Origin of the sequence: Sinobaca qinghaiensis, assembly GCF_003610495.1 — a bacterium.
GTDB classification, from domain to species: domain Bacteria; phylum Bacillota; class Bacilli; order Bacillales; family Marinococcaceae; genus Sinobaca; species Sinobaca qinghaiensis.
Genome location: NZ_RAPK01000012.1, coordinates 25,730 through 44,294, shown reverse-complemented (window position 1 = coordinate 44,294; position 18,565 = coordinate 25,730). Strand labels below are relative to the sequence as shown.

The window sequence follows — 18,565 nt, the reverse complement described above, 5'->3', positions numbered from 1 at the left end:
GATTTACAAGATTCTCAGTGAAAATTATGGTAAAATTCTCAAGGATGAGATTTAGTAACTAATTGGAGATGAATGTATGACCGACTCGAAATTTTTACGTGGTACGATGATATTAACGATGGCAACGTTCGCCTCAAAAATTCTAGGCATGATATATGTTTTCCCTTTTGTAGCAATGGTGGGCCAGCAGGGGCTGGCTCTTTACCAATACGGCTACCAGCCCTATGTAATTCTGCTCAGTATGGCCACTCTCGGTGTGCCGATGGCCGTTTCAAAATTCGTTTCCAAATATAATGCCATGGGAGACTATAAAACGGGCCAGCGCCTGTTGAAAACCGGCATTCTGTTTATGAGTATTACCGGCTTCCTTGCATTTTTGGTATTATTCTCCATGGCACCCGTCATTTCCGGATGGATTATTAGTGATCCGAGCGACCTGGATGGGAACTCCCTGATAGATGTTACGTTTGTTATCCGGATGGTCAGTGTTGCATTGATCATTATACCGGCGATGGCAGTAATCCGCGGCTATTTCCAAGGCAATCAGTCTATGGGGCCTACAGCTGTTTCCCAGGTTCTTGAGCAGCTGATTCGTATCGTATTTATTCTAAGCATGGCGTATTCTGTTCTTTACATAATGGATGGAGACCTTGGTACAGCGGTAGGATTTGCTACATTCGGCGCTTTTGTCGGCGGTCTTGGAGGACTGGCTGTATTACTATTTTATTGGAAAAAAAGAAAGCACTTTATTGATCAGCAGGTAAATGAAAGCACGGTTGATCACAACCTGCCGTTATCTAATATGTACAAAGAGCTTATTATGTACGCCCTCCCGTTCTCATTTGTTGGGCTGGCTATTCCGCTGTTCCAGCTCGTGGATTTATTTACATTTAACAATGCGCTTACCGCTTCCGGCTATACGCTCGGAGAAGCAGAAACGATGTACGGCGTGTTTTCCGGTTCGGCACACCGCCTGATTCTGATTCCGGTAGCTATTGCAACAGCTATGAGCGTAACGTTGATTCCTGCAATTACCAAGTCGTTTACGAGTCAGAATGATGAGGTTCTGCAGAACCAGATTACACAGGCTTTCCAGATTATTATCTTTTTGGCCGTACCGGCATCTGCGGGATTAATGCTGTTGTCATATCCTACATTTGCGCTTTTGTTCGGCTTAAATGATATTGAAGTCGGAGGATATATTCTGCGCTATTATGCGCCGGTAGCGATTCTGTTTTCGCTGTTTTCTGTGAGTGCGGCGATGCTGCAGGGCATTAACCAGCAGCGCTTTGCTGTGCTTTCGCTTATAGTGGGAATTCTAATAAAACTGATTTTAACGTATCCGCTTTTAATCGCACTCGGTTCCATGGGAGCTATCATCAGTACGTTCCTCGGATTTACCGCAGCCATTATCTTCAATCTGGTAATTATCGCGAAGTACGCTGATTTTGATTTTCGTCCTTTAATCAAACGGACCATTTTAATTGCTGCGGTTACGATTGTGATGAGTCTTGGAGTGATTATCGTTAAAGAAGGAGCAGAGCAGCTGTTCCCGCTCGTTTCCTGGATGAATGCGCTTCTGATAGAACTATTTGCCATGGTCACAGGTATCCTTCTTTACTTCATTATTACTGTGAAAATCGGCCTGGCCGGCAAGGTTCTCGGAGACAGATTTTCTATTCTTAAAAAATAAATGCTTTCTGCGTAAAGGCAGCGATGCATAGTGCATGCTATACTCTAAAAAGAAAGGCTTCTGAGGTGAATAATCAACGTGCAAAAATATAAAAATTACGACTGGTGGATGATCGGGGCTGCTTTTGCACTCGCCATTTTTGGGCTGGTTATGATCTACAGCGCCAGTTTCCCGCTTGCTATTGATTTATATGACAATCCTGCGCACTTTTTTCAAAGACAGCTTATCTTTTTTATTCTGGGAACCCTGATGTTTATCTTTTTTATGCATTTTCCCTTCCGGCGTTTCCAGGTATTTATTCCTTTTATGATGCTGATATCAATTGTATCGCTTACTCTGGTTCTAATAATCGGCAATGAAGTAAATGGAGCAACAAGCTGGTTTAGTATAGGGCCGTTTACGGTTCAGCCTGCTGAATTTGTTAAAATAGCGGTGATTATTTACTTAGCATACGTATACTCAAAAAAACAAACGTATATCAATCGATTAGTGACGGGCGTTCTGCCTCCGCTTGTTATGATTGTTGTCATATTTGCTTTAATTGCCCTTCAGCCTGATATAGGAACGGCCGCCTCTATTATTATGACAACCGGGGTTATCGTATATCTATCAGGTGCTAAAATAAGCCATATTGCCGGTCTTGGAGCGGTGGCAGCTGTTGTAATTGGTATCCTGGCCGCAATTGAGCCATACCGGGTGCAGCGTCTGACCGCATTCCGCGATCCTTTTGAAGTCGCAGAGGCTGCGAGTGGAAGCGGCTATCAGCTTATCCAATCATATATTGCTTTTGCCCACGGCGGTTTGTTCGGCACAGGGCTCGGGCAGAGTGTACAGAAAATGCACTTTCTGCCGGAACCGCATACAGATTTTATTCTGGCAGTGGTGGCGGAAGAACTTGGTATTTTCGGGATTGGTTTCATATTGTTGTGTCTTGGAATAATAGCCTGGAGAGGCTCATTAATTGGCATTCGCAACCGCAGCCAGTTTGGTACGCTGCTTGCTTTCGGAATTGTCTTCCAGCTTTTAAGCCAGGCGGTCATTAATGCCGGTGCTGCTACAGGGTTAATGCCAATTACAGGGCTTACCTTTCCGCTGATGAGCTATGGCGGATCCTCGCTTCTGGTAACAATGATTCTGCTCGGTATTCTAGCTAATATTTCTAAATATACATCGTTGGACCGGAAAAAGTCCGCCCAGGAATCGAGCGCTATCTAGATTGTTATAGGTAGCGTTTTTCCTTTTTACTTTTATAATACGAAGGAGAATTATCTATGTTAATAATCGGATTTGGAAAACTTGCAAAAATGATGGTCAATGCCCATCCGGATAAACCGCTTCCTGTCTATAACAGGACAAAACAGCACGTAGATGAAAATATAAATGCGTATTATATACCGCCGGTTTCGTTTCCAGAATATACAAATGTTATTATTGCGCTTCCAGAAGAAGCGGCTCTATCTTTTTTAGAGGAAAACATTCATACATTTCCTGAACACGCTGCAATCTATATTACGTCAACCTCTATCCGGACAGAAGATATTCAGACGCTTTATCCCGGTTATACGATAGTGCCGGCAAAATTTGCCGGTCACGCCCTCCAGGCCGATCTGGAAAAAAACGGTGGAACTTTCGTCGTGCCGGAGAGCTTTCCGACAGAAAAAACCTATTTCGAAAAATGGCTTCAGGGTTCTTTTAACGTAATACACGGAGAAGAAATAGAAGTGCTCGAAGCGAACCAGACAGCAGTGGAGGAGACGGTAGACCTTATTTTAAAGCTTGAAAAAAAGCTCACGGCCAAAAACATTCCGGAGCCGGTAAGAACAGCTGTCCTGCAGCAGATTCCGGCCGGGGTTATACATGCACACATCCGCGGTGAACATGGAGGCTTTGTAAAGAAAATCTGGAAGCAGAAGGAGGAGCAGAATGAGGAGCAGAATGAGAATTGATAAACTTCTGGCCCATACGGGATACGGTACGAGAACGGAAGTGAAAAAGCTCGTAAAGCAGGGTGCTGTAGAAGCGGACGGAAAAAAGATAAAAAGTTTTTCTGCACAGGTGAATCCAGATAAAGATGTGATAACGGTAAAAGGGGAGCCGGTGGAGTACAGGGAATTCGTATATCTGATGATGAACAAGCCGCAGGGTGTGATTTCGGCAACAGAAGACGATATGCATGAAACAGTTGTAAATATATTGGAGTGGGACGACCTGGTACGCCGTCCTTTTCCAGTGGGACGGCTCGATAAAGATACTGAAGGGCTGTTGATTTTGACCAATGACGGTAAGTTTGCCCACGGGATTACATCTCCAAAAAAACACGTGGCCAAAGTATATGAAGCCGTGCTGGACGAGAATGTGACAGAAGAAGACAAGAAGGCATTTACACAAGGTATCGTTCTTGATGATGGATATGAGACAAAGCCTGCTGTTCTGGAGGAAGTCGATGAGGCGGAGAAGCTGGTGCACATAACGATCTCGGAAGGGAAATTTCATCAGGTGAAAAGAATGTGCCACGCTGTCGGTAAGGAAGTGCTGTTTTTAAAAAGAATTCAAATTGGCAGCATTTCGCTGGATCCTAAGCTGAAGCCTGGAGAATACAGGGATTTACGTGAGGAAGAAATAGAAGAGCTGCAGAATTCCTGACAGACAGCAACCCTCCGGCTGCAGACCGGAGGGTTGTGCGCTTTACAATCAGCATAGGATGAAACAGCTTTCAGCATATCAGGATGCTTTTACGCGCTTTCGGGTAGTTGCCCACTTTCCTCTGGAAGGACTGTGAACAAGGTCATTAAACTCCAAAACGTTCAAGTCTCTTTGAATCGTCCGCTGTGTGATTCCGAACTCGTCAACCAATTCTGTCGTTGTCACTGTCCCCTTCTGTTTGATATAAATATAGATGGACTTTACTCGCGTGATCATACGGTCGGTTGAAGTTCTCAAAAAACCACTCCTTATCCATGATTTATAAAGCACGTTGTAGAGGGAAGCTGCTTTATGTAATAGGTCAATGGGTTCTGGGTCTGATGGTATAACTAGAGTGTATTGAGTATACAGCTGATAATATATTTTACAAAAAAACAGCACCCTTTACTCTCTTATTGTACAATAATTCCGAAGGTTTTCCAATTTTCTAAAAAAAACTCCATATAATCTTAATATATGGAGTCTTTTTACCTATTATTTATTCAAACTCAAATAAATCCGTGCTCAAATAACGCTCTCCAGTATCACAGGCGATCGCAATCACTATTTCATCAGGCGAAAGGGTTTTTGCCTTTTCTAAAGCAGTATAGCAGGCGGCGCCTGAAGAAGGTCCCACCAGGATCCCTTCTTCTTTGGCCAGCCGTCTTGTGATATGATAAGCATCTTCATCGGTTACTGTATCAATCCGGCTGTAAACCTTCTGGTTGAGTATAGGAGGGATAAAGCCGGGGCTTGTACCAACGAGCTTGTGCGGACCCGGTTTTCCTCCTGAAAGCACTGGGGAGCCGAAAGGCTCTACGACGAGCACGTCAAGATCAGGATAGAATTCTTTTAATTTTTCGCCGGTACCTGTAATCGTGCCGCCGGTACCGGATGCAGCTACAAAAGAGGCGAGCGGCCTGCCTATTTCTTCTACAGCTGCTTTGATCTCGAGCGCTGTGGTCAGACGGTGGGCTTCCGGATTAGCTTCGTTTTCAAACTGCATCGGCATATAGGCATTGGGGATTTCTTTAACCAGTTCGTGAGCGCGTTCAATCGCTCCGGGCATTTTTTTATCTCCCGGCGTCAGTTCCACCTTTGCTCCATAAGCTTTCAGCAGATTAATCCGTTCGAGCGACATCGTATCGGGCATAACTAAAATAGATTGATACCCGCGGGCAGACGCGGTTATTGCAAGCCCGATACCAGTATTGCCTGAGGTGGGCTCAATAATAACAGTGTCTTTGTGAATCAGGCCCTGCTCTTCTGCTGTTTTAATCATATTTAAAGCAGCGCGGTCCTTTACGCTGCCACTTGGATTCTGGTATTCAAGTTTTAAATAAACATCAGCGCCGCCGGATTCGGGCAGTCTGTTTAATTTAACTAGTGGCGTGTTTCCTACTAATTCTGATACATTGTTTACAACAAGCATGCAATCCCTGCTTTCTGCGCATTTTATCAAGACTTCAACAGAATTTTACCATATCGTAAAGAGGTGTCCCACTATATGGCTTTATTTCGCCTGATTCTACATATTGCTGTTCTATTTCTATTTTATGGTGCGGGCTCTCTGCTTCAGCAGTGGCTCCATCTGCCGGTGCCGGGAAGCATACTTGGAATGATTTTATTATTTATGGCATTTTCAGCGCGCCTGTTGGATCCACGCTGGATTCAGGAAGGAACCGCTCTTGTGCTCCGGAACATGCCGCTGATTTTTCTGCCGGTGACGGTCGGCATTATGCAGTATTATTCACTCTTTACAGGATCGGGTATATGGCTTGTAGGCATTACGCTTGTGAGTACTTTTATCGTTATGGCGCTGGCGGGCGTAACGGCGCAGCAGTTGATGGGGAGGAAGCAGAAACATGAATAATGTGATCACTGCTGTATTAATGATTATGCTGACAATAGGAATGTACATAGCGGCAAAGCAGCTGTACAAACGTTTTCCCTCTCCGTTCACGCTTCCTGTCCTGATTGGAACGCTGCTGATTATCGGAGTGCTGGAGGCGGGAAACATCTCCTATCCTGTTTACATGGAGGGAGGCCGGTGGATCGAATATTTTTTGGGACCAGCTGTTGTTTCTCTCGCCTATCCGCTGTATAGTCAACGGAAATTACTAAGGCGCTATTTTATTCCTATTCTCTGCAGCTCAGCTGTCGGTGCTGCAGCGGGAACTGCCTCGGGATGGAGTCTTTCCATATTAGTTACAAACGAGCAGGAGCTTCTTGCTTCTGTACTGCCAAAATCCGTTACGGCACCTATTGCTATGAGCGTAGCTGAGTCCCTGGAGGGTATAGCGGCTCTTGCGGCAGTATTTGTTATGATAGCAGGAATCGGCGGGGTGATGATGGCACCTTACATTCTTAAATGGTTTCGTATTACTCACCCCTTTGCGAGAGGAATGGCAATGGGAAGCGGAGCTCACGCTATTGGAACCGCAAAAGCACTTGAAAATAGTGAAGAAGAAGGAGCAGCCAGTTCTGTTGCGATGACCGTCAGTGCAATTATAGTTTCAATCATCGCTCCTCTGCTCGCTTTTCTCGTTTTTTAAATAAGAAGGCCTGAGATTGTGTATACTATATAGTAAGAGAGGAGAGCGTTTATGGCCCAGCTTTTAAAGCTATCTGACTATGCATCACGGTATGAGCTTGATATGTACCATTATTCCAGCCAGTTTTCCAGATTTAAACAGGAGCGCTGGAAGAAAATGAAAGCAGCCTGGCTCGAAGCCAACACCTCTTCTATCAATGAACCTCTGGAAGAACCGGAACCGGTGGAAGAAGAATGGTTTAAAGCGAAAGAGAATTTTTTCAGAAGAACGATTCTAAAAAAACGCTGCCGTACGACTATAGAAGCTGCTATGCCTGAAAAGAACCCGCCGGAGCAGGATATTCTTGCGTTTTACCGGGGAAAAACAAAAGAACAGCTTATTGAAGCGTTTTACGAAGAGCTGTTTCAATCGCAGCTGCGGTGGGCAAGTTCGTCTCTGCTGGAGGAATCAACTATTGCTCCATCACTTCGTTATAACCAGCATTTGAAATATTTCCTAAGAGAATGGCCGGACAACTTTTTTGTATTATTCCGTCCAGTGTTTCATATAAAAAGTGCGCCTGTAGAACTGGATATTATTGTGATAACACCGACAGAAATTATCTGCATGTTTCTTTTGGAAGGAAAAATGAACAGCGTATTTGATACATCAACAGGAAGATTTTGGAATGAATATGCAGAAGGCACTATTACCAAAACCCTTAATCCCGCTATTCCTATGCAGCGAATGACGAGCATGGCTGCAACTATTATGGAAGCAGACGGCATTGAGCTCCCTATCAGAAAAGAAATAATTGCCCCCGGTTCGATTATCGACCGGAAGGGGTATGCAGGATCGGCTGAATTAATAGATAAACAGACGCTTCCCGCCTGGCTGGAAGCGAAAAAAAGAAATCCGTCTCCTGTGAAGCGCGCCCAAATACAGGCGGCAGAAGCTCTTTTTAAGCATACTCTTACTCAATCACGCATGAAAAATCGGCCGCCCTCTGATCAGTAAAAGAGGACGGCCGATTTAACACATTTATGGGAAGACAATCGTTTTATTCTGGTTAACGAGAACTTTATCTTCAATGTGCCATTTTACTGCACGGGCAAGAGCGAGCTTCTCTGCGTTTCTGCCTGCTACTTTTAATTCTTTTACGGCATAACGGTGGTTGACGCGCAGGACGTCCTGCTCGATGATCGGTCCTTCGTCCAGATCATTTGTTACATAATGGGCTGTGGCCCCAATTAATTTAACGCCGCGGTCAAATGCTTTCTGATAAGGATTGGCGCCGATAAACGCCGGAAGAAAAGAATGATGGATGTTGATTATTTTATTTTCAAGCGATTCGACGAACGAGTCGCTTAGAATCTGCATATACCGTGCAAGAACGACAACATCAACACGGTGGGAAGCAATTAATCTTAAGGCTTCAGACTCCGCAGACTGTTTATTCTTTTTATCAACAGGTATATGATAAAAAGAAATACCATAGCTTTCTGCCACATCTTTCATCGTTTCATGGTTGCTGATAATGAGGGGAATTTCTGCATCGAGTTCCCCGGAACGCCAGCGCCACAGCAGCTCGAGAAGGCAGTGATCTTCTTTTGATACAAAAATGGCGATTCTCTTTTTTATTTGTGCATCTTCGAGGCGCCAGTCCATCTGGAAAGAAGCGGCGACTGCGGAAAAAGCGTCCCGAAGCTCCTGTACAGAAGCCTGCTGGTTTGTATCAAGCTCAATACGCATGAAAAACATGCCATTTTCCGGATCGGTTGTATATTGGTCCGACTGCACGATATTAGCGCCTTGTTTAAAGAAAAAATCGGATACGGCCGCTACAATACCGGGCTGGTCGGCGCATGAAATAAGAAGCCTTGCTCTATGCTGAGATGAATTACTCATAAATATCCTCCTGTTTGCTGGAACTGCATTTTTATAATGGAACGGATAATACTATATCACTCTTTCTATAGAAAAAAAAGATTATTACACGAGGAGCGAAAGACGATGAATGCATCCGCTGCGACAGAAAGCAGAACGATTAAAGCCTTCATGAATAACCTGCAGATAGTAACAATAATTCATACGGCAGATATTAATATGGAAGCGCTGTATATAGTCCAGGGTCATGAAGAAGAAAAGCTGCAAATAGAAAACATGGAAATAATGGAGGATAGGACGGTTCTTCATATGACAGAAGAACTGGAAGCAGGTGTAAGATACCGGATTCTATCGGAAGAAGAAGAACTGGACATTATTGTAGAAATCGGAGAAAGTCCGCGTTCCCCCGAATTTGAAGAGAAATATTACTACGATGGCAATGATCTCGGAGCCGTCTGCGAGAACAGCAGAACAAACTTCGCAGTCTGGACCCCTGTAGCAGAGGAGGCGTACGTTCTTTTAGTAGATACGGGCAACACCGATATTGTACTGGAACGACTGCCGATGAAACGTACCGAAAAAGGGGTTTACCGATTTTCCACGATACGGTCTCTACATGAAGCGGCTTATCAGTATGAAGTGCTGATTAACGGGGACTATCATCGGACCGCAGATCCTTACGCGGTCTCGTCAACGGTAAACGGCCACGCTTCTGTTGTCATAGATACACAAAAGCTGGGTCTTGGAAAACCTGTGTCACTTCCCGCCTTTTCCAGCCCGGTGGATGCCGTTATTTATGAAGTGCATATGAGAGACTTTAGTGCCCATTACAAAAGCGGCATGTACCAGAAAGGGAAGTTCGGGGCATGGACCAAAATGGGGAAAAACAGAGAAGCCGTATCTCCCGGCTTAACCTATATTAAAGATCTGGGAGCTACACATGTACAAATTCTGCCGCTTCAGGATTTTGGCAGCATAGACGAAAAAGAATATCCGCCCGCCTACAACTGGGGATATGACCCGATTCACCACTTTGTACCGGAAGGAAGCTATGCAGGCGATCCGCTCGATCCAACAGCAAAAGTGAAAGAATGCTGGCAGTTTATTAACCACCTTCATGCCCACGGCCTCCGGCTTGTGCTCGACGTCGTATACAATCATTTTTACAATGCAGAGACGTCTCCGCTGTCTATATTGGTGCCCGGCTATTTTTTCCGCTTTACCGATTCAGGAGAGTTATCAAATGGAACCGGTGTTGGGAATGACACAGCTTCGGAACGGGGAATGATGAGAAAGTATATACTGGACAGCTTAAAGCATTGGATGGATTTTTATCATGTAGACGGCTTTCGGTTTGACCTTATGGGAATTCATGATATCGAAACTATCCGCCAGGCAGAAGAACTGGTCTCCGAACGTAAGAAAGACAGCCTATTTTATGGGGAAGGATGGGATCTGGATACGAGCCTGCCTCCAGAGCAGAGAGCCACACTCGAGCATGCCGGCGAACTCCCGGCCGTTGGTTTTTTTAATGACGGTGTCAGGGATTTTTCCAAAGGCAGCCACATGGACCTGGAAAACCCTGGATTTGTGAACGGAGGAGGAGAAAATGCCTCAGAGCTTCCTTTTTACCTGAGCGGCTCTGTACTGGAAGAAATGGAGCAGGGTCCCTTGTTTGAATCGCCGCAGCAGTCCATTAATTATGTGGAATGCCATGATAACTATACGCTGTGGGATCAGCTCGTGCAGACCAGGCCGGAAATGGAAACAGAAGACATTAAACGGATGCACAGACTTGCTTCTTCTATCGTCATTCTTTCGCAGGGAGTGCCTTTTCTCCATGCAGGACAGGAGTTCTACCGGACAAAGCATGAGGTGGAAAACAGCTACAAATCGCCGATATGGATCAATCAGCTGGACTGGGAGCAGAAGAACCGCAATGCAGAATCTATAAATTATATTAAAAACCTGCTGGAGATCCGAAAAAAATATGCAGTGCTTCGTCTGGACAGTAAGGAAGCAGTCCGCAGTGCTTTTGAAGTACTGTCGACAGAAAATGGCTGTACAGCGGTGAAGTGGGAAAATGAAGTGGAAGAGCTGCAGCTGTTTTTTAATGCCTCTCCGCTTGAACAGACGCTTCCGCTGAATGAAGAGAAAACGTTTCATATGATCGTTGACGGAGATATAGCTTCTTTGATACCATTAAGAACGATTCGCTCTAATGAGATAACGATACCGCCGTTGAGCACCGTTGTTCTTGTTGCGCAAGTATAAAAAAGGCCTGTACAGGCGAATAAATAATAAAGGATTCCATTATGAAAAACTCAGATGACACAAACAAAACGAGAGTGAATATATTGGAATTTCAATTAGGAGACGGATGGAACGTAAAGCCGGCAGGAGGATCAAGCGGGGAAGCCTACATTGCCTGGATGGGTGAACGGAAAATTTTTCTGAAAAGAAATTCCTCTCCTTTTTTAGCTGTTCTTTCTGCAGAAGGAATCGTTCCAAAACTTCTGTGGACAAAGCGCCTGGAAAATGGGGACGTGATTACAGCACAAAAGTGGGTCAACAGCAGGGAACTGCGCGCGAAAGATATGGGCGAGCGGCAGGTGGCAGAGCTTCTTTCAAAAATCCATTCTTCGGCAGAGCTGCTGGATATGTTTCAGCGTATCGGCAATAAGCCGAGAACACCGGAGCTTATCGTCGAAGAATTAGAGAACTGCTATCATAATCTCGAGGAAAAACATCCGGCCATGGCGGATGCCATTTGTTATTTAAAAGAAGAACTTCAGTACGTTTCACCGGCTAAAATGGTCGTCTGCCATGGAGACATGAATCATAATAACTGGATCGTAAACAGCCGGGGAGATCTATATCTTATCGACTGGGACAGTGCTTCTGTCAGAGATCCGGCCTATGACATCGGTCTGCTTCTTCATGAATATATCCCCGAAAAAGAATGGACAGCATGGCTTGATCATTACGGACTATCGTTAACAGAAACCCTGAAAACAAAGATGAACTGGTACGTTGTGTCCCATGCTTTGCAGCAGGCGCTGGAGCATCAGCGCAAAAATGACCTGCTGACTGCTTCCCAATGGATCACTTATTTACAGACAGCTTCTTTTAAAACTACCGCGGAAAAAAAGCGGGAACAATAATGATACCTATGCCTCTCTGGTTCTCAGAGAGGCATATTTTCCAGAATCATACATAAGGAGGAACTACAATGAAATCAGGTGTGATTTGTTTAGGCGAAGCTTTAATTGACTTTATTCCAACAGACAGCTCCAACTCCCAGTTTATTAAAAGCCCTGGCGGGGCTCCGGCTAATGTGGCAGTCGGCCTGGCAAAAATGGGGATCGATTCCTATTTTGCCGGCAAGCTTGGAGAGGACGTAATGGGAAGGTTTTTATTTGATACGCTTCAAAGCTTTGGTGTTAAAACAGAAATGATTTCTTTTACAACAGAGACAAAAACAGGCGTCGTGTTTGTAACCAACAGCAGTAATGGAGAACGAGCTTTTGATTTTTACATTAATCCGGCTGCAGACCAGCTGCTTGAAGAAGCAGATATTAAAGAAGATCTATTTGAAAAAGCTTCTGTCCTGCATTACGGTTCTATTTCATTAATAGGAGACAGCGCCCGCCGAGCCACCTATAAAGCAGTAAATTCTGCCAGGGAAAAGCAGATGCTTCTTTCTTTTGATCCAAATATCCGTCCGGCCCTGTGGCCGTCGATAGAAGAAGCTGTTGAACAGATTAAGGAGATGCTTCCAAAAGCAGATATTGTTAAAGTATCAGAAGAAGAGCTGGAGCTTATCAGTGGGGAAGCAGATGAGGACAGTGCGCTTCAACAGATGCAGAAATATAATATTCCCGTTCTTATTATTACGAAAGGGGAGCTGGGCAGCACCCTTATCGTGGGAAAAGAAAAGTGGGACGTTCCTGTCGAAAAGGTAGATGCGGTAGACACAACGGGAGCGGGAGATGCCTATGTTTCCGGCCTGCTGAGCGCCATCATTGAAAAAGGACAGCCAATCCAACATCTTTCAAAGGAAGAATGGATGGATATTGCCCGTGCAGCAAGTGTGTCGGGAGGACTGGCCGCTTCTGTGAAAGGGGCTATGGCCGCTCTTCCTACGAGAGAAGACGTCAACAGACGAAAATAAATAAACAAGGAGTATTATGCTATGAGATTGCGTTATAAACCATGGGCTTCGGACTATATTAACGAAAATAAAAAATATGTAAAGCTCGGCGAAGATGCGCCTGCAGGCCAATGGAAAAAAGAATTTGGAAACGAGCGGCCGATTCATGTGGAAGTAGGGACCGGAAAAGGTAAGTTTCTAAATGACATGAGCCTGGCAAACCCCGATATCTCCTACATCGGCGTTGAGGTGTACGACAGTGTGCTTGTAACCGGTGTGCAGCGTGCAGTTGAGGAAGAACCGGATAATTTATGTTTTATCAACGGCGATGTTTTTTTTCTGGATCAGATGTTTGCGGAAAACGAAGTGGATCAGCTGTATATTAATTTCACGGATCCATGGCCTAAAAAAAGACACGAGAAACGAAGGCTTACCTATTCATTGTTTTTAGAACTATATAAGAAAGTTCTCAAACCAGATGGTATGATTCAGTTTAAAACCGACAATCAGGGGCTGTTTGAGTATTCGCTGGAAAGCATGAGCCAATTTGGTATGAAATTTGAAACAGTGAGACTGGATCTGCATCACAGCGAAGAAGCAGAAGGAAACATTATGACAGAATATGAAGCGAAATTTGCCGAAAAGGGCCAGCCGATTTACATGCTGCGCGCCCGTTTTCAATAGATAAGAGGGGCTCCGGCCTCTCTTTAATGATATACTAAATAATGTTAGCGATTACATAAATAGAAAGGAGACTGCCGCATGGACACACTTCGTATTGGGGATTACACACTGACCTGGCTTCGTGGAGGCGTAACCCATCTCGATGGCGGGGCTATGTTCGGGGTTGTTCCGAAAGCATTATGGTCAAAGAAATATCCCGTTAATGAAAATAACCAGATTGAATTAAGGTCAGATCCTATTTTAATTCAAGGACATGGAAAGAATATTCTGCTGGAAGCCGGACTCGGAAACGGCAGATTTAATGAAAAACAAATGAAAAATCTAGGTATTACAGAAGAATCCTTTGTAGAAGAAGATCTAAAATCACTCGGGCTTCAGCCGGAGGACATTGATGACGTATTAATGACTCATATGCATTTTGACCACTGCGCAGGGCTGGTGAAATGGGAGAACGAACAGGAAGTTCCGGCTTTTGCTGAAGCATCAGTTCATATTTCACAGAAAGAGTGGGAGGAGCTTACAAATCCCAATATCCGTTCCAAAAGTACGTATTGGAAACAAAACTGGAAGCCAATTGAGCATCAGGTAAAACTTTTTGATACGGAACTGGAACTTCTGCCCGGCCTGAAGCTGCAGTGGACAGGTGGACACAGTGCAGGAATCAGCCTGCTTACGATTGAACAGGAAGATAATATGCTGATTCATATGGCCGATAATATGGGCACCCATGCCCACCAGAATGTACTCTGGGTCATGGCTTATGATGACTATCCTATGGATTCCATTGCCGTCAAACAAAAATATATGGATATAGGCTACAATAACGAAGCATGGTTTACTTTTTATCATGACTATAAGTACCGGGCAATTCAATACGACAGCAGCGGCCAGCCAAAACAAACAATAGAAAAGAGCAATTAAAGGCCTGAACGTATTTTCTGCGCTTTTATCTACATTATTTTAGGTTAGCAATAACCCGGCGTCACGATTATATAAATAAAATATCCATTTAACCCGTTAAAACAGCCAGATGGCTGTTTTTTTTGTGATTTAATGACCAATTTTGAATGAAAATGAATGATATTAAAAAATAATTGCCTATTTATGATTTATTTTGATTGATTTTGAATGAAAGTGGTGTTATTATCTTTTTAAGAGATCATTAATTCATCCAGAGGATCAAAAAGTAAACGCTTACTTTTTGAAAACTGCATACAAAGGGGGGAGAAGAAGTTGCTGCATGCTCAAAGAAAAGAAGCCATCGTTCAGGAGCTAAAACTCAAAGAAGTCGTGTCGATTCAGGATCTCGTTGATAAAACCGGGGCATCCGAATCCACGATAAGAAGAGATTTAAATGATCTTGAATCAGATAATTTCATTAAGCGGGTGCACGGCGGCGCTTCTTTATCCCGTCAGAAAATATACGAGCCGACCATTGCGGAAAAAGAAGCTGCAAACCAGCCGGAAAAATATAAAATTGCTGAATGGGCAGCTTCCATGGTGAAGGAAAAAGAAAGTATATTTCTGGATGCGGGCACAACAACACTTGCACTCATTCCTTTTTTAGAAGACAAACAGGTAACGGTTGTAACAAACGGGATTACTCATGTACCGCTGCTTTTACAGCATAACATTCCAACGTATGTGACCGGTGGCCGTGCCAAGCCGGGCACAGCAGCCCTGGCAGGAGAAAAGGCAGCTTCAACGCTTAAGGAATTCCGCTTTGATACAGCTTTTGTCGGTATTAACGGCATTCATCCTTACTACGGGTATTCCACACCTGATCCCGATGAAGCCCTTGTCAAACATACAGCGATCTCTTATTCGACGAGAGCCGTGATCATTGCCGATCATTCAAAAATTTACGACGTCTCTTTTGCAAACGTAGGAAAACTCTCAGACGCCCAGATCGTCACCAGCAGCTATGCCAACAAAGATCAGCTCAGAAAAATTCAGCAGGAAACCAGAGTAAAGGTAGTGGAGATATGATTTATACCGTAACGCTTAATCCAGCAGTTGATTATGTCATCGAAGTCCCTCATTTTAAAGAAGGAAGCGTAAACCGGACGAGCCGTGAATGGAAATATCCCGGCGGCAAGGGAATTAACGTATCCAGGGTGCTTCAGAGAATGGGAGCCGAGAGCAGAGCGCTTGGTTTTGTCGGTGGATTCACCGGCGGATATATTGAGAGCACTTTGTCAAAAGAAAGTATTACCTCCTCTTTTATTCAAGTAGAAGGTGACACCCGCATTAATATTAAAATCAGCGGGGATACAGAATCCGAAATCAACGGTGCTTCGCCGGAGATTTCAGCAGAAAATATAAAGGAACTTGAAGACCAGCTCTCCGGATTAACATCCGAAGATAGTGTTGTTCTGGCGGGTAGCGTTCCTGCAAGCCTCCCGAAAACGATTTATAAAGAAATGATCCACCTGTTAAAAGAAAAAAATATTACCTGTTACCTGGATACGAGTGGAGAAGCCTTAAAGGAAGCATTAAAAGCAGGACCTGATTTTGTAAAGCCGAACCATCACGAGCTGGCGGAGCTGTATAACGCGGAAGTAGAAACGATGGAGCAGGCTGTGCATTACGGCAGCAGACTTCGGGAAGACTTTGGTGTGAATCATGTAGTAATCTCGATGGCTGGAGAGGGAGCTTTGTACCTGCATGACGGAGGACAGCTTATCGCTAAGGTGCCGCCGAGAAAGCCGCTTAATTCAGTAGGTGCCGGCGATTCTCTTGTAGCTGGATTTATCTATGAACACCAGAAGCAGAGTACGCCGGAAGATATTATCTCCTTTGCAGTTGCGACAGGAAGTGCTACTGCGTTTTCAGAAACGTTCTGCACAAAAGAACAGGTAGAAGAGCTGCTGGGGCAGATGGAGTGTACAAGGTTATAACATATAGTAATTTGGAGGGGTGAATGGTTATGAAAATTACAGAACTGTTAAAGAAAGACACGATTATTCTTGATCTGCGGTCTACGGAAAAAAACGGCGTTATTGATGAGTTAGTACAAAAGCTTGATGATGCAGGCCGTCTGAGCGATAAGGATCGTTACCGTGAAGCTATTTTGACAAGAGAAAATGAAAGCACGACCGGAATCGGCGAAGGAATCGCTATACCGCACGCGAAGACAAGTGCGGTGCAGACACCTTCCATCGCTTTTGGACGCTCGAAAGGCGGAACAGATTATGAATCACTGGACGGCCAGCCGGCTCATTTAGTATTTATGATTGCTGCCAGTGAAGGCGCAAATGAAAGCCACCTGCAGACACTATCCAGGCTTTCCACCCTTTTAATGGATGAAGGCTTTCGGGAAACACTGCTCCAGGCTTCCAGTGAAGAAGAAATTCTGGAAGCAGTCGATCAGAAAGAAAAAGAAAAACTTGGAGAAGACGAAGCAGAACAGACAGCCCAGGCTTCACCTGCTGGAGGTGCGGCAGATGCCGGCATACCGACATATCTTGCGGTAACTGCCTGCCCGACAGGTATTGCCCATACGTATATGGCAGCTGACTCCCTGAAAGCGAAAGCCAAAGAAATGGACATGCGCCTGAAAGTGGAAACGAATGGATCAGATGGCGTGAAAAACCGTCTGACCGATGAAGATATTGCCAATGCCGATGCGATTATCGTCGCAGCAGATACAAAAGTCGAAATGGACCGTTTTGATGGAAAGCCTGTTATTTCCGTACCGGTAGCAGACGGAATCCGTAAACCGGAACAGCTGCTTAATCGGGCGAAACAAAAAGACGCTTCCATTCATAGAGCGTCCGGATCAGATACAAAATCAGAGAACACCGGTGAAAAACGAGGCGTGATTAACACAATTTACCGCCATCTAATGAACGGTGTATCGAATATGCTTCCATTTGTTGTCGGCGGTGGTATCTTAATCGCCATCTCCTTCTTATGGGGCATCGAGCCGGAAAATACTTTCGCTGTAGCTCTTAACGCCATCGGCGGACAGTTTGCCTTTGGACTCTTTATTGCCGTACTGGCCGGATTTATCGCAATGAGCATTGCCGATCGCCCAGGTTTTGCGCCTGGTATGATCGCCGGTTTAATGGCCACACAAGGCGTTGGGGAAGATCCGGTTACAGCTGGATTTCTTGGAGGACTAATTGCTGGTTTCCTTGCAGGTTACATGGCACTTGGTATTAAAAAAGCTCTTGCAGGACTTCCAAGAATCTTCGACGGAATCAAAACGATTTTGTTCTATCCGGTTTTAAACATTATGATTACCGGTTTAATTATGTACTTTATTATTATTCCGCCGGTAGCTACCCTGAATATTTTCCTTCAGGACTGGCTCGGAGGACTGGGTACAGGAAATATTATTCTGCTTGGTATTCTGTTAGGCGGTATGATGGCAGTTGATATGGGTGGTCCAATTAACAAAGCAGCCTTCACGTTTGGTATCGCCATGATCACAGCAGGCAACTTCGCACCGCACGCAGCCGTAATGGCCGGTGGTATGGTTCCGCCAATCGGAATCGCACTTGCTACTACATTCTTTAAAAACCGTTTTACAAAAGAACAGAGAGATGCCGGTGTTTCCAACTATCTAATGGGCGGCTTCTTTATCACAGAAGGAGCTATTCCATTCGCCGCAGCGGACCCGGCCCGGGTTATTCCGGCCGCAGTAATTGGTTCGGCTACAGCCGGCGGCCTGGCAATGTTCTTTAATTCAGAACTTCTGGCTCCCCACGGCGGATTTATCGTATTCTTCCTAAACGCTGTGCAGGGAGGCGGCCCGTGGCTGTATGCATTGTCGATCCTGATCGGATCTGTTGTAACAATGCTTCTGCTCGCGATTCTTAAAAAACCTATCCGCGCATAAAAAAGAAAGAGTTCCCGTATGGGAGCTCTTTTTTTGCATGAAAAAATCCTCCACTGCACAAAAACCGTACAGGGAGGATACATCTG

The 18,565-nt window shown here is 44.8% G+C and carries 18 protein-coding genes; 15 read left to right on the top strand and 3 right to left on the bottom strand.

Features of this window, described 5'->3' with window-relative positions; all coding sequences use genetic code 11:
• The first annotated feature begins 76 nt into the window (after positions 1-76).
• From ATL39_RS15970 to ATL39_RS15955, 4 genes are all read left to right on the top strand, one after another.
• Positions 77-1,693, top strand: coding sequence for a putative polysaccharide biosynthesis protein (locus ATL39_RS15970; RefSeq protein WP_120194376.1), 1,617 nt, complete (start codon positions 77-79; stop codon positions 1,691-1,693).
• A 78-nt stretch (positions 1,694-1,771) separates the two neighbouring features.
• Positions 1,772-2,908 (top strand): putative lipid II flippase FtsW, encoded by a 1,137-nt coding sequence (gene ftsW / locus ATL39_RS15965; protein ID WP_245961014.1) that lies wholly within the window; start codon positions 1,772-1,774, stop codon positions 2,906-2,908.
• Between the two features lie 56 nt (positions 2,909-2,964).
• The gene (locus tag ATL39_RS15960; protein WP_120194375.1) at positions 2,965-3,639 is read left to right on the top strand and encodes a hypothetical protein; all 675 of its coding nucleotides are present in this window, start codon (positions 2,965-2,967) and stop codon (positions 3,637-3,639) included.
• A complete protein-coding gene (locus ATL39_RS15955; RefSeq protein WP_245961013.1) occupies positions 3,617-4,336 on the top strand; it encodes a pseudouridine synthase in 720 nt (239 codons plus the stop codon). Before ATL39_RS15960 ends, ATL39_RS15955 begins: the two co-directional genes overlap by 23 nt.
• Positions 4,337-4,414: 78 nt before the next feature.
• Here the strand turns inward: ATL39_RS15955 and ATL39_RS15950 are convergent, their stop codons facing one another.
• Both ATL39_RS15950 and cysK read right to left on the bottom strand, forming a co-directional pair.
• Positions 4,415-4,633, bottom strand: coding sequence for a DeoR family transcriptional regulator (locus ATL39_RS15950; RefSeq protein ID WP_120194455.1), 219 nt, complete (start codon positions 4,631-4,633; stop codon positions 4,415-4,417).
• A 241-nt stretch (positions 4,634-4,874) separates the two neighbouring features.
• Positions 4,875-5,807 carry a cysteine synthase A gene (cysK, locus tag ATL39_RS15945; RefSeq protein WP_120194374.1) on the bottom strand — a complete coding sequence of 311 codons (933 nt, stop codon included), beginning with the start codon at positions 5,805-5,807 and terminating at the stop codon, positions 4,875-4,877.
• 75 nt (positions 5,808-5,882) lie between these two features.
• Here cysK and ATL39_RS15940 point away from each other — a divergent pair, with 75 nt between their 5' ends.
• From ATL39_RS15940 to ATL39_RS15930, 3 genes are read left to right on the top strand one after another with little or no spacing between them, the layout of a single operon-like run.
• A complete protein-coding gene (locus tag ATL39_RS15940; protein WP_120194373.1) occupies positions 5,883-6,248 on the top strand; it encodes a CidA/LrgA family protein in 366 nt (121 codons plus the stop codon).
• A complete protein-coding gene (locus ATL39_RS15935; protein WP_120194372.1) occupies positions 6,241-6,930 on the top strand; it encodes an LrgB family protein in 690 nt (229 codons plus the stop codon). The genes ATL39_RS15940 and ATL39_RS15935 overlap by 8 nt, the downstream gene beginning before the upstream one ends.
• A gap of 51 nt (positions 6,931-6,981) precedes the next feature.
• Positions 6,982-7,926, top strand: a complete 945-nt coding sequence (locus ATL39_RS15930; protein ID WP_120194371.1) for an NERD domain-containing protein — start codon at positions 6,982-6,984, stop codon at positions 7,924-7,926.
• Between the two features lie 24 nt (positions 7,927-7,950).
• Here ATL39_RS15930 and purU read toward each other — a convergent pair whose 3' ends face one another.
• The gene (gene purU, locus ATL39_RS15925; RefSeq protein ID WP_120194370.1) at positions 7,951-8,817 is read right to left on the bottom strand and encodes a formyltetrahydrofolate deformylase; all 867 of its coding nucleotides are present in this window, start codon (positions 8,815-8,817) and stop codon (positions 7,951-7,953) included.
• Between the two features lie 105 nt (positions 8,818-8,922).
• Here purU and pulA point away from each other — a divergent pair, with 105 nt between their 5' ends.
• The 8 genes from pulA to ATL39_RS15885 all read left to right on the top strand — a co-directional run bounded on the left by pulA (position 8,923) and on the right by ATL39_RS15885 (position 18,479).
• The gene (gene pulA / locus ATL39_RS15920; protein ID WP_170146971.1) at positions 8,923-11,070 is read left to right on the top strand and encodes a type I pullulanase; all 2,148 of its coding nucleotides are present in this window, start codon (positions 8,923-8,925) and stop codon (positions 11,068-11,070) included.
• Between the two features lie 41 nt (positions 11,071-11,111).
• On the top strand, positions 11,112-11,960 hold the full coding sequence (locus ATL39_RS15915) for a phosphotransferase family protein (protein ID WP_211327006.1): 849 nt from the start codon (positions 11,112-11,114) through the stop codon (positions 11,958-11,960).
• 68 nt (positions 11,961-12,028) lie between these two features.
• Positions 12,029-12,970 carry a carbohydrate kinase family protein gene (locus tag ATL39_RS15910; RefSeq protein ID WP_120194368.1) on the top strand — a complete coding sequence of 314 codons (942 nt, stop codon included), beginning with the start codon at positions 12,029-12,031 and terminating at the stop codon, positions 12,968-12,970.
• Positions 12,971-12,991: 21 nt separating this feature from the next.
• Entirely contained in the window at positions 12,992-13,633 is a 642-nt protein-coding gene (gene trmB, locus ATL39_RS15905) for a tRNA (guanosine(46)-N7)-methyltransferase TrmB (RefSeq protein WP_120194367.1), read from the top strand.
• Positions 13,634-13,711: 78 nt separating this feature from the next.
• Entirely contained in the window at positions 13,712-14,554 is an 843-nt protein-coding gene (locus ATL39_RS15900) for a YtnP family quorum-quenching lactonase (protein ID WP_120194366.1), read from the top strand.
• A 312-nt stretch (positions 14,555-14,866) separates the two neighbouring features.
• Positions 14,867-15,622 carry a DeoR/GlpR family DNA-binding transcription regulator gene (locus tag ATL39_RS15895; RefSeq protein ID WP_120194365.1) on the top strand — a complete coding sequence of 252 codons (756 nt, stop codon included), beginning with the start codon at positions 14,867-14,869 and terminating at the stop codon, positions 15,620-15,622.
• Complete coding sequence (gene pfkB, locus ATL39_RS15890) at positions 15,619-16,533, top strand: 1-phosphofructokinase (RefSeq protein ID WP_120194364.1); 915 nt, start codon at positions 15,619-15,621, stop codon at positions 16,531-16,533. The genes ATL39_RS15895 and pfkB overlap by 4 nt, the downstream gene beginning before the upstream one ends.
• 29 nt (positions 16,534-16,562) lie before the next feature.
• Complete coding sequence (locus ATL39_RS15885) at positions 16,563-18,479, top strand: PTS fructose transporter subunit IIABC (RefSeq protein ID WP_120194453.1); 1,917 nt, start codon at positions 16,563-16,565, stop codon at positions 18,477-18,479.
• Positions 18,480-18,565 lie beyond the last annotated feature (86 nt).

Excerpts from the sequence above, each read along its gene's own strand:
- ATL39_RS15955 (WP_245961013.1), top strand. The coding sequence starts at position 3,617 with ATGAGGAGCAGAATGAGAATTGATAAACTTCTGGCCCATACGGGATAC.
- ATL39_RS15910 (WP_120194368.1), top strand. The coding sequence starts at position 12,029 with ATGAAATCAGGTGTGATTTGTTTAGGCGAAGCTTTAATTGACTTTATT.
- pulA (WP_170146971.1), top strand. The coding sequence starts at position 8,923 with ATGAATGCATCCGCTGCGACAGAAAGCAGAACGATTAAAGCCTTCATG.
- cysK (WP_120194374.1), bottom strand. The coding sequence starts at position 5,807 with ATGCTTGTTGTAAACAATGTATCAGAATTAGTAGGAAACACGCCACTA.
- ATL39_RS15885 (WP_120194453.1), top strand. The coding sequence starts at position 16,563 with ATGAAAATTACAGAACTGTTAAAGAAAGACACGATTATTCTTGATCTG.
- ATL39_RS15900 (WP_120194366.1), top strand. The coding sequence starts at position 13,712 with ATGGACACACTTCGTATTGGGGATTACACACTGACCTGGCTTCGTGGA.
- pfkB (WP_120194364.1), top strand. The coding sequence starts at position 15,619 with ATGATTTATACCGTAACGCTTAATCCAGCAGTTGATTATGTCATCGAA.
- ATL39_RS15915 (WP_211327006.1), top strand. The coding sequence starts at position 11,112 with ATGAAAAACTCAGATGACACAAACAAAACGAGAGTGAATATATTGGAA.
- ATL39_RS15970 (WP_120194376.1), top strand. The coding sequence starts at position 77 with ATGACCGACTCGAAATTTTTACGTGGTACGATGATATTAACGATGGCA.
- purU (WP_120194370.1), bottom strand. The coding sequence starts at position 8,817 with ATGAGTAATTCATCTCAGCATAGAGCAAGGCTTCTTATTTCATGCGCC.
- ATL39_RS15935 (WP_120194372.1), top strand. The coding sequence starts at position 6,241 with ATGAATAATGTGATCACTGCTGTATTAATGATTATGCTGACAATAGGA.
- trmB (WP_120194367.1), top strand. The coding sequence starts at position 12,992 with ATGAGATTGCGTTATAAACCATGGGCTTCGGACTATATTAACGAAAAT.
- ATL39_RS15930 (WP_120194371.1), top strand. The coding sequence starts at position 6,982 with ATGGCCCAGCTTTTAAAGCTATCTGACTATGCATCACGGTATGAGCTT.
- ATL39_RS15960 (WP_120194375.1), top strand. The coding sequence starts at position 2,965 with ATGTTAATAATCGGATTTGGAAAACTTGCAAAAATGATGGTCAATGCC.
- ATL39_RS15940 (WP_120194373.1), top strand. The coding sequence starts at position 5,883 with ATGGCTTTATTTCGCCTGATTCTACATATTGCTGTTCTATTTCTATTT.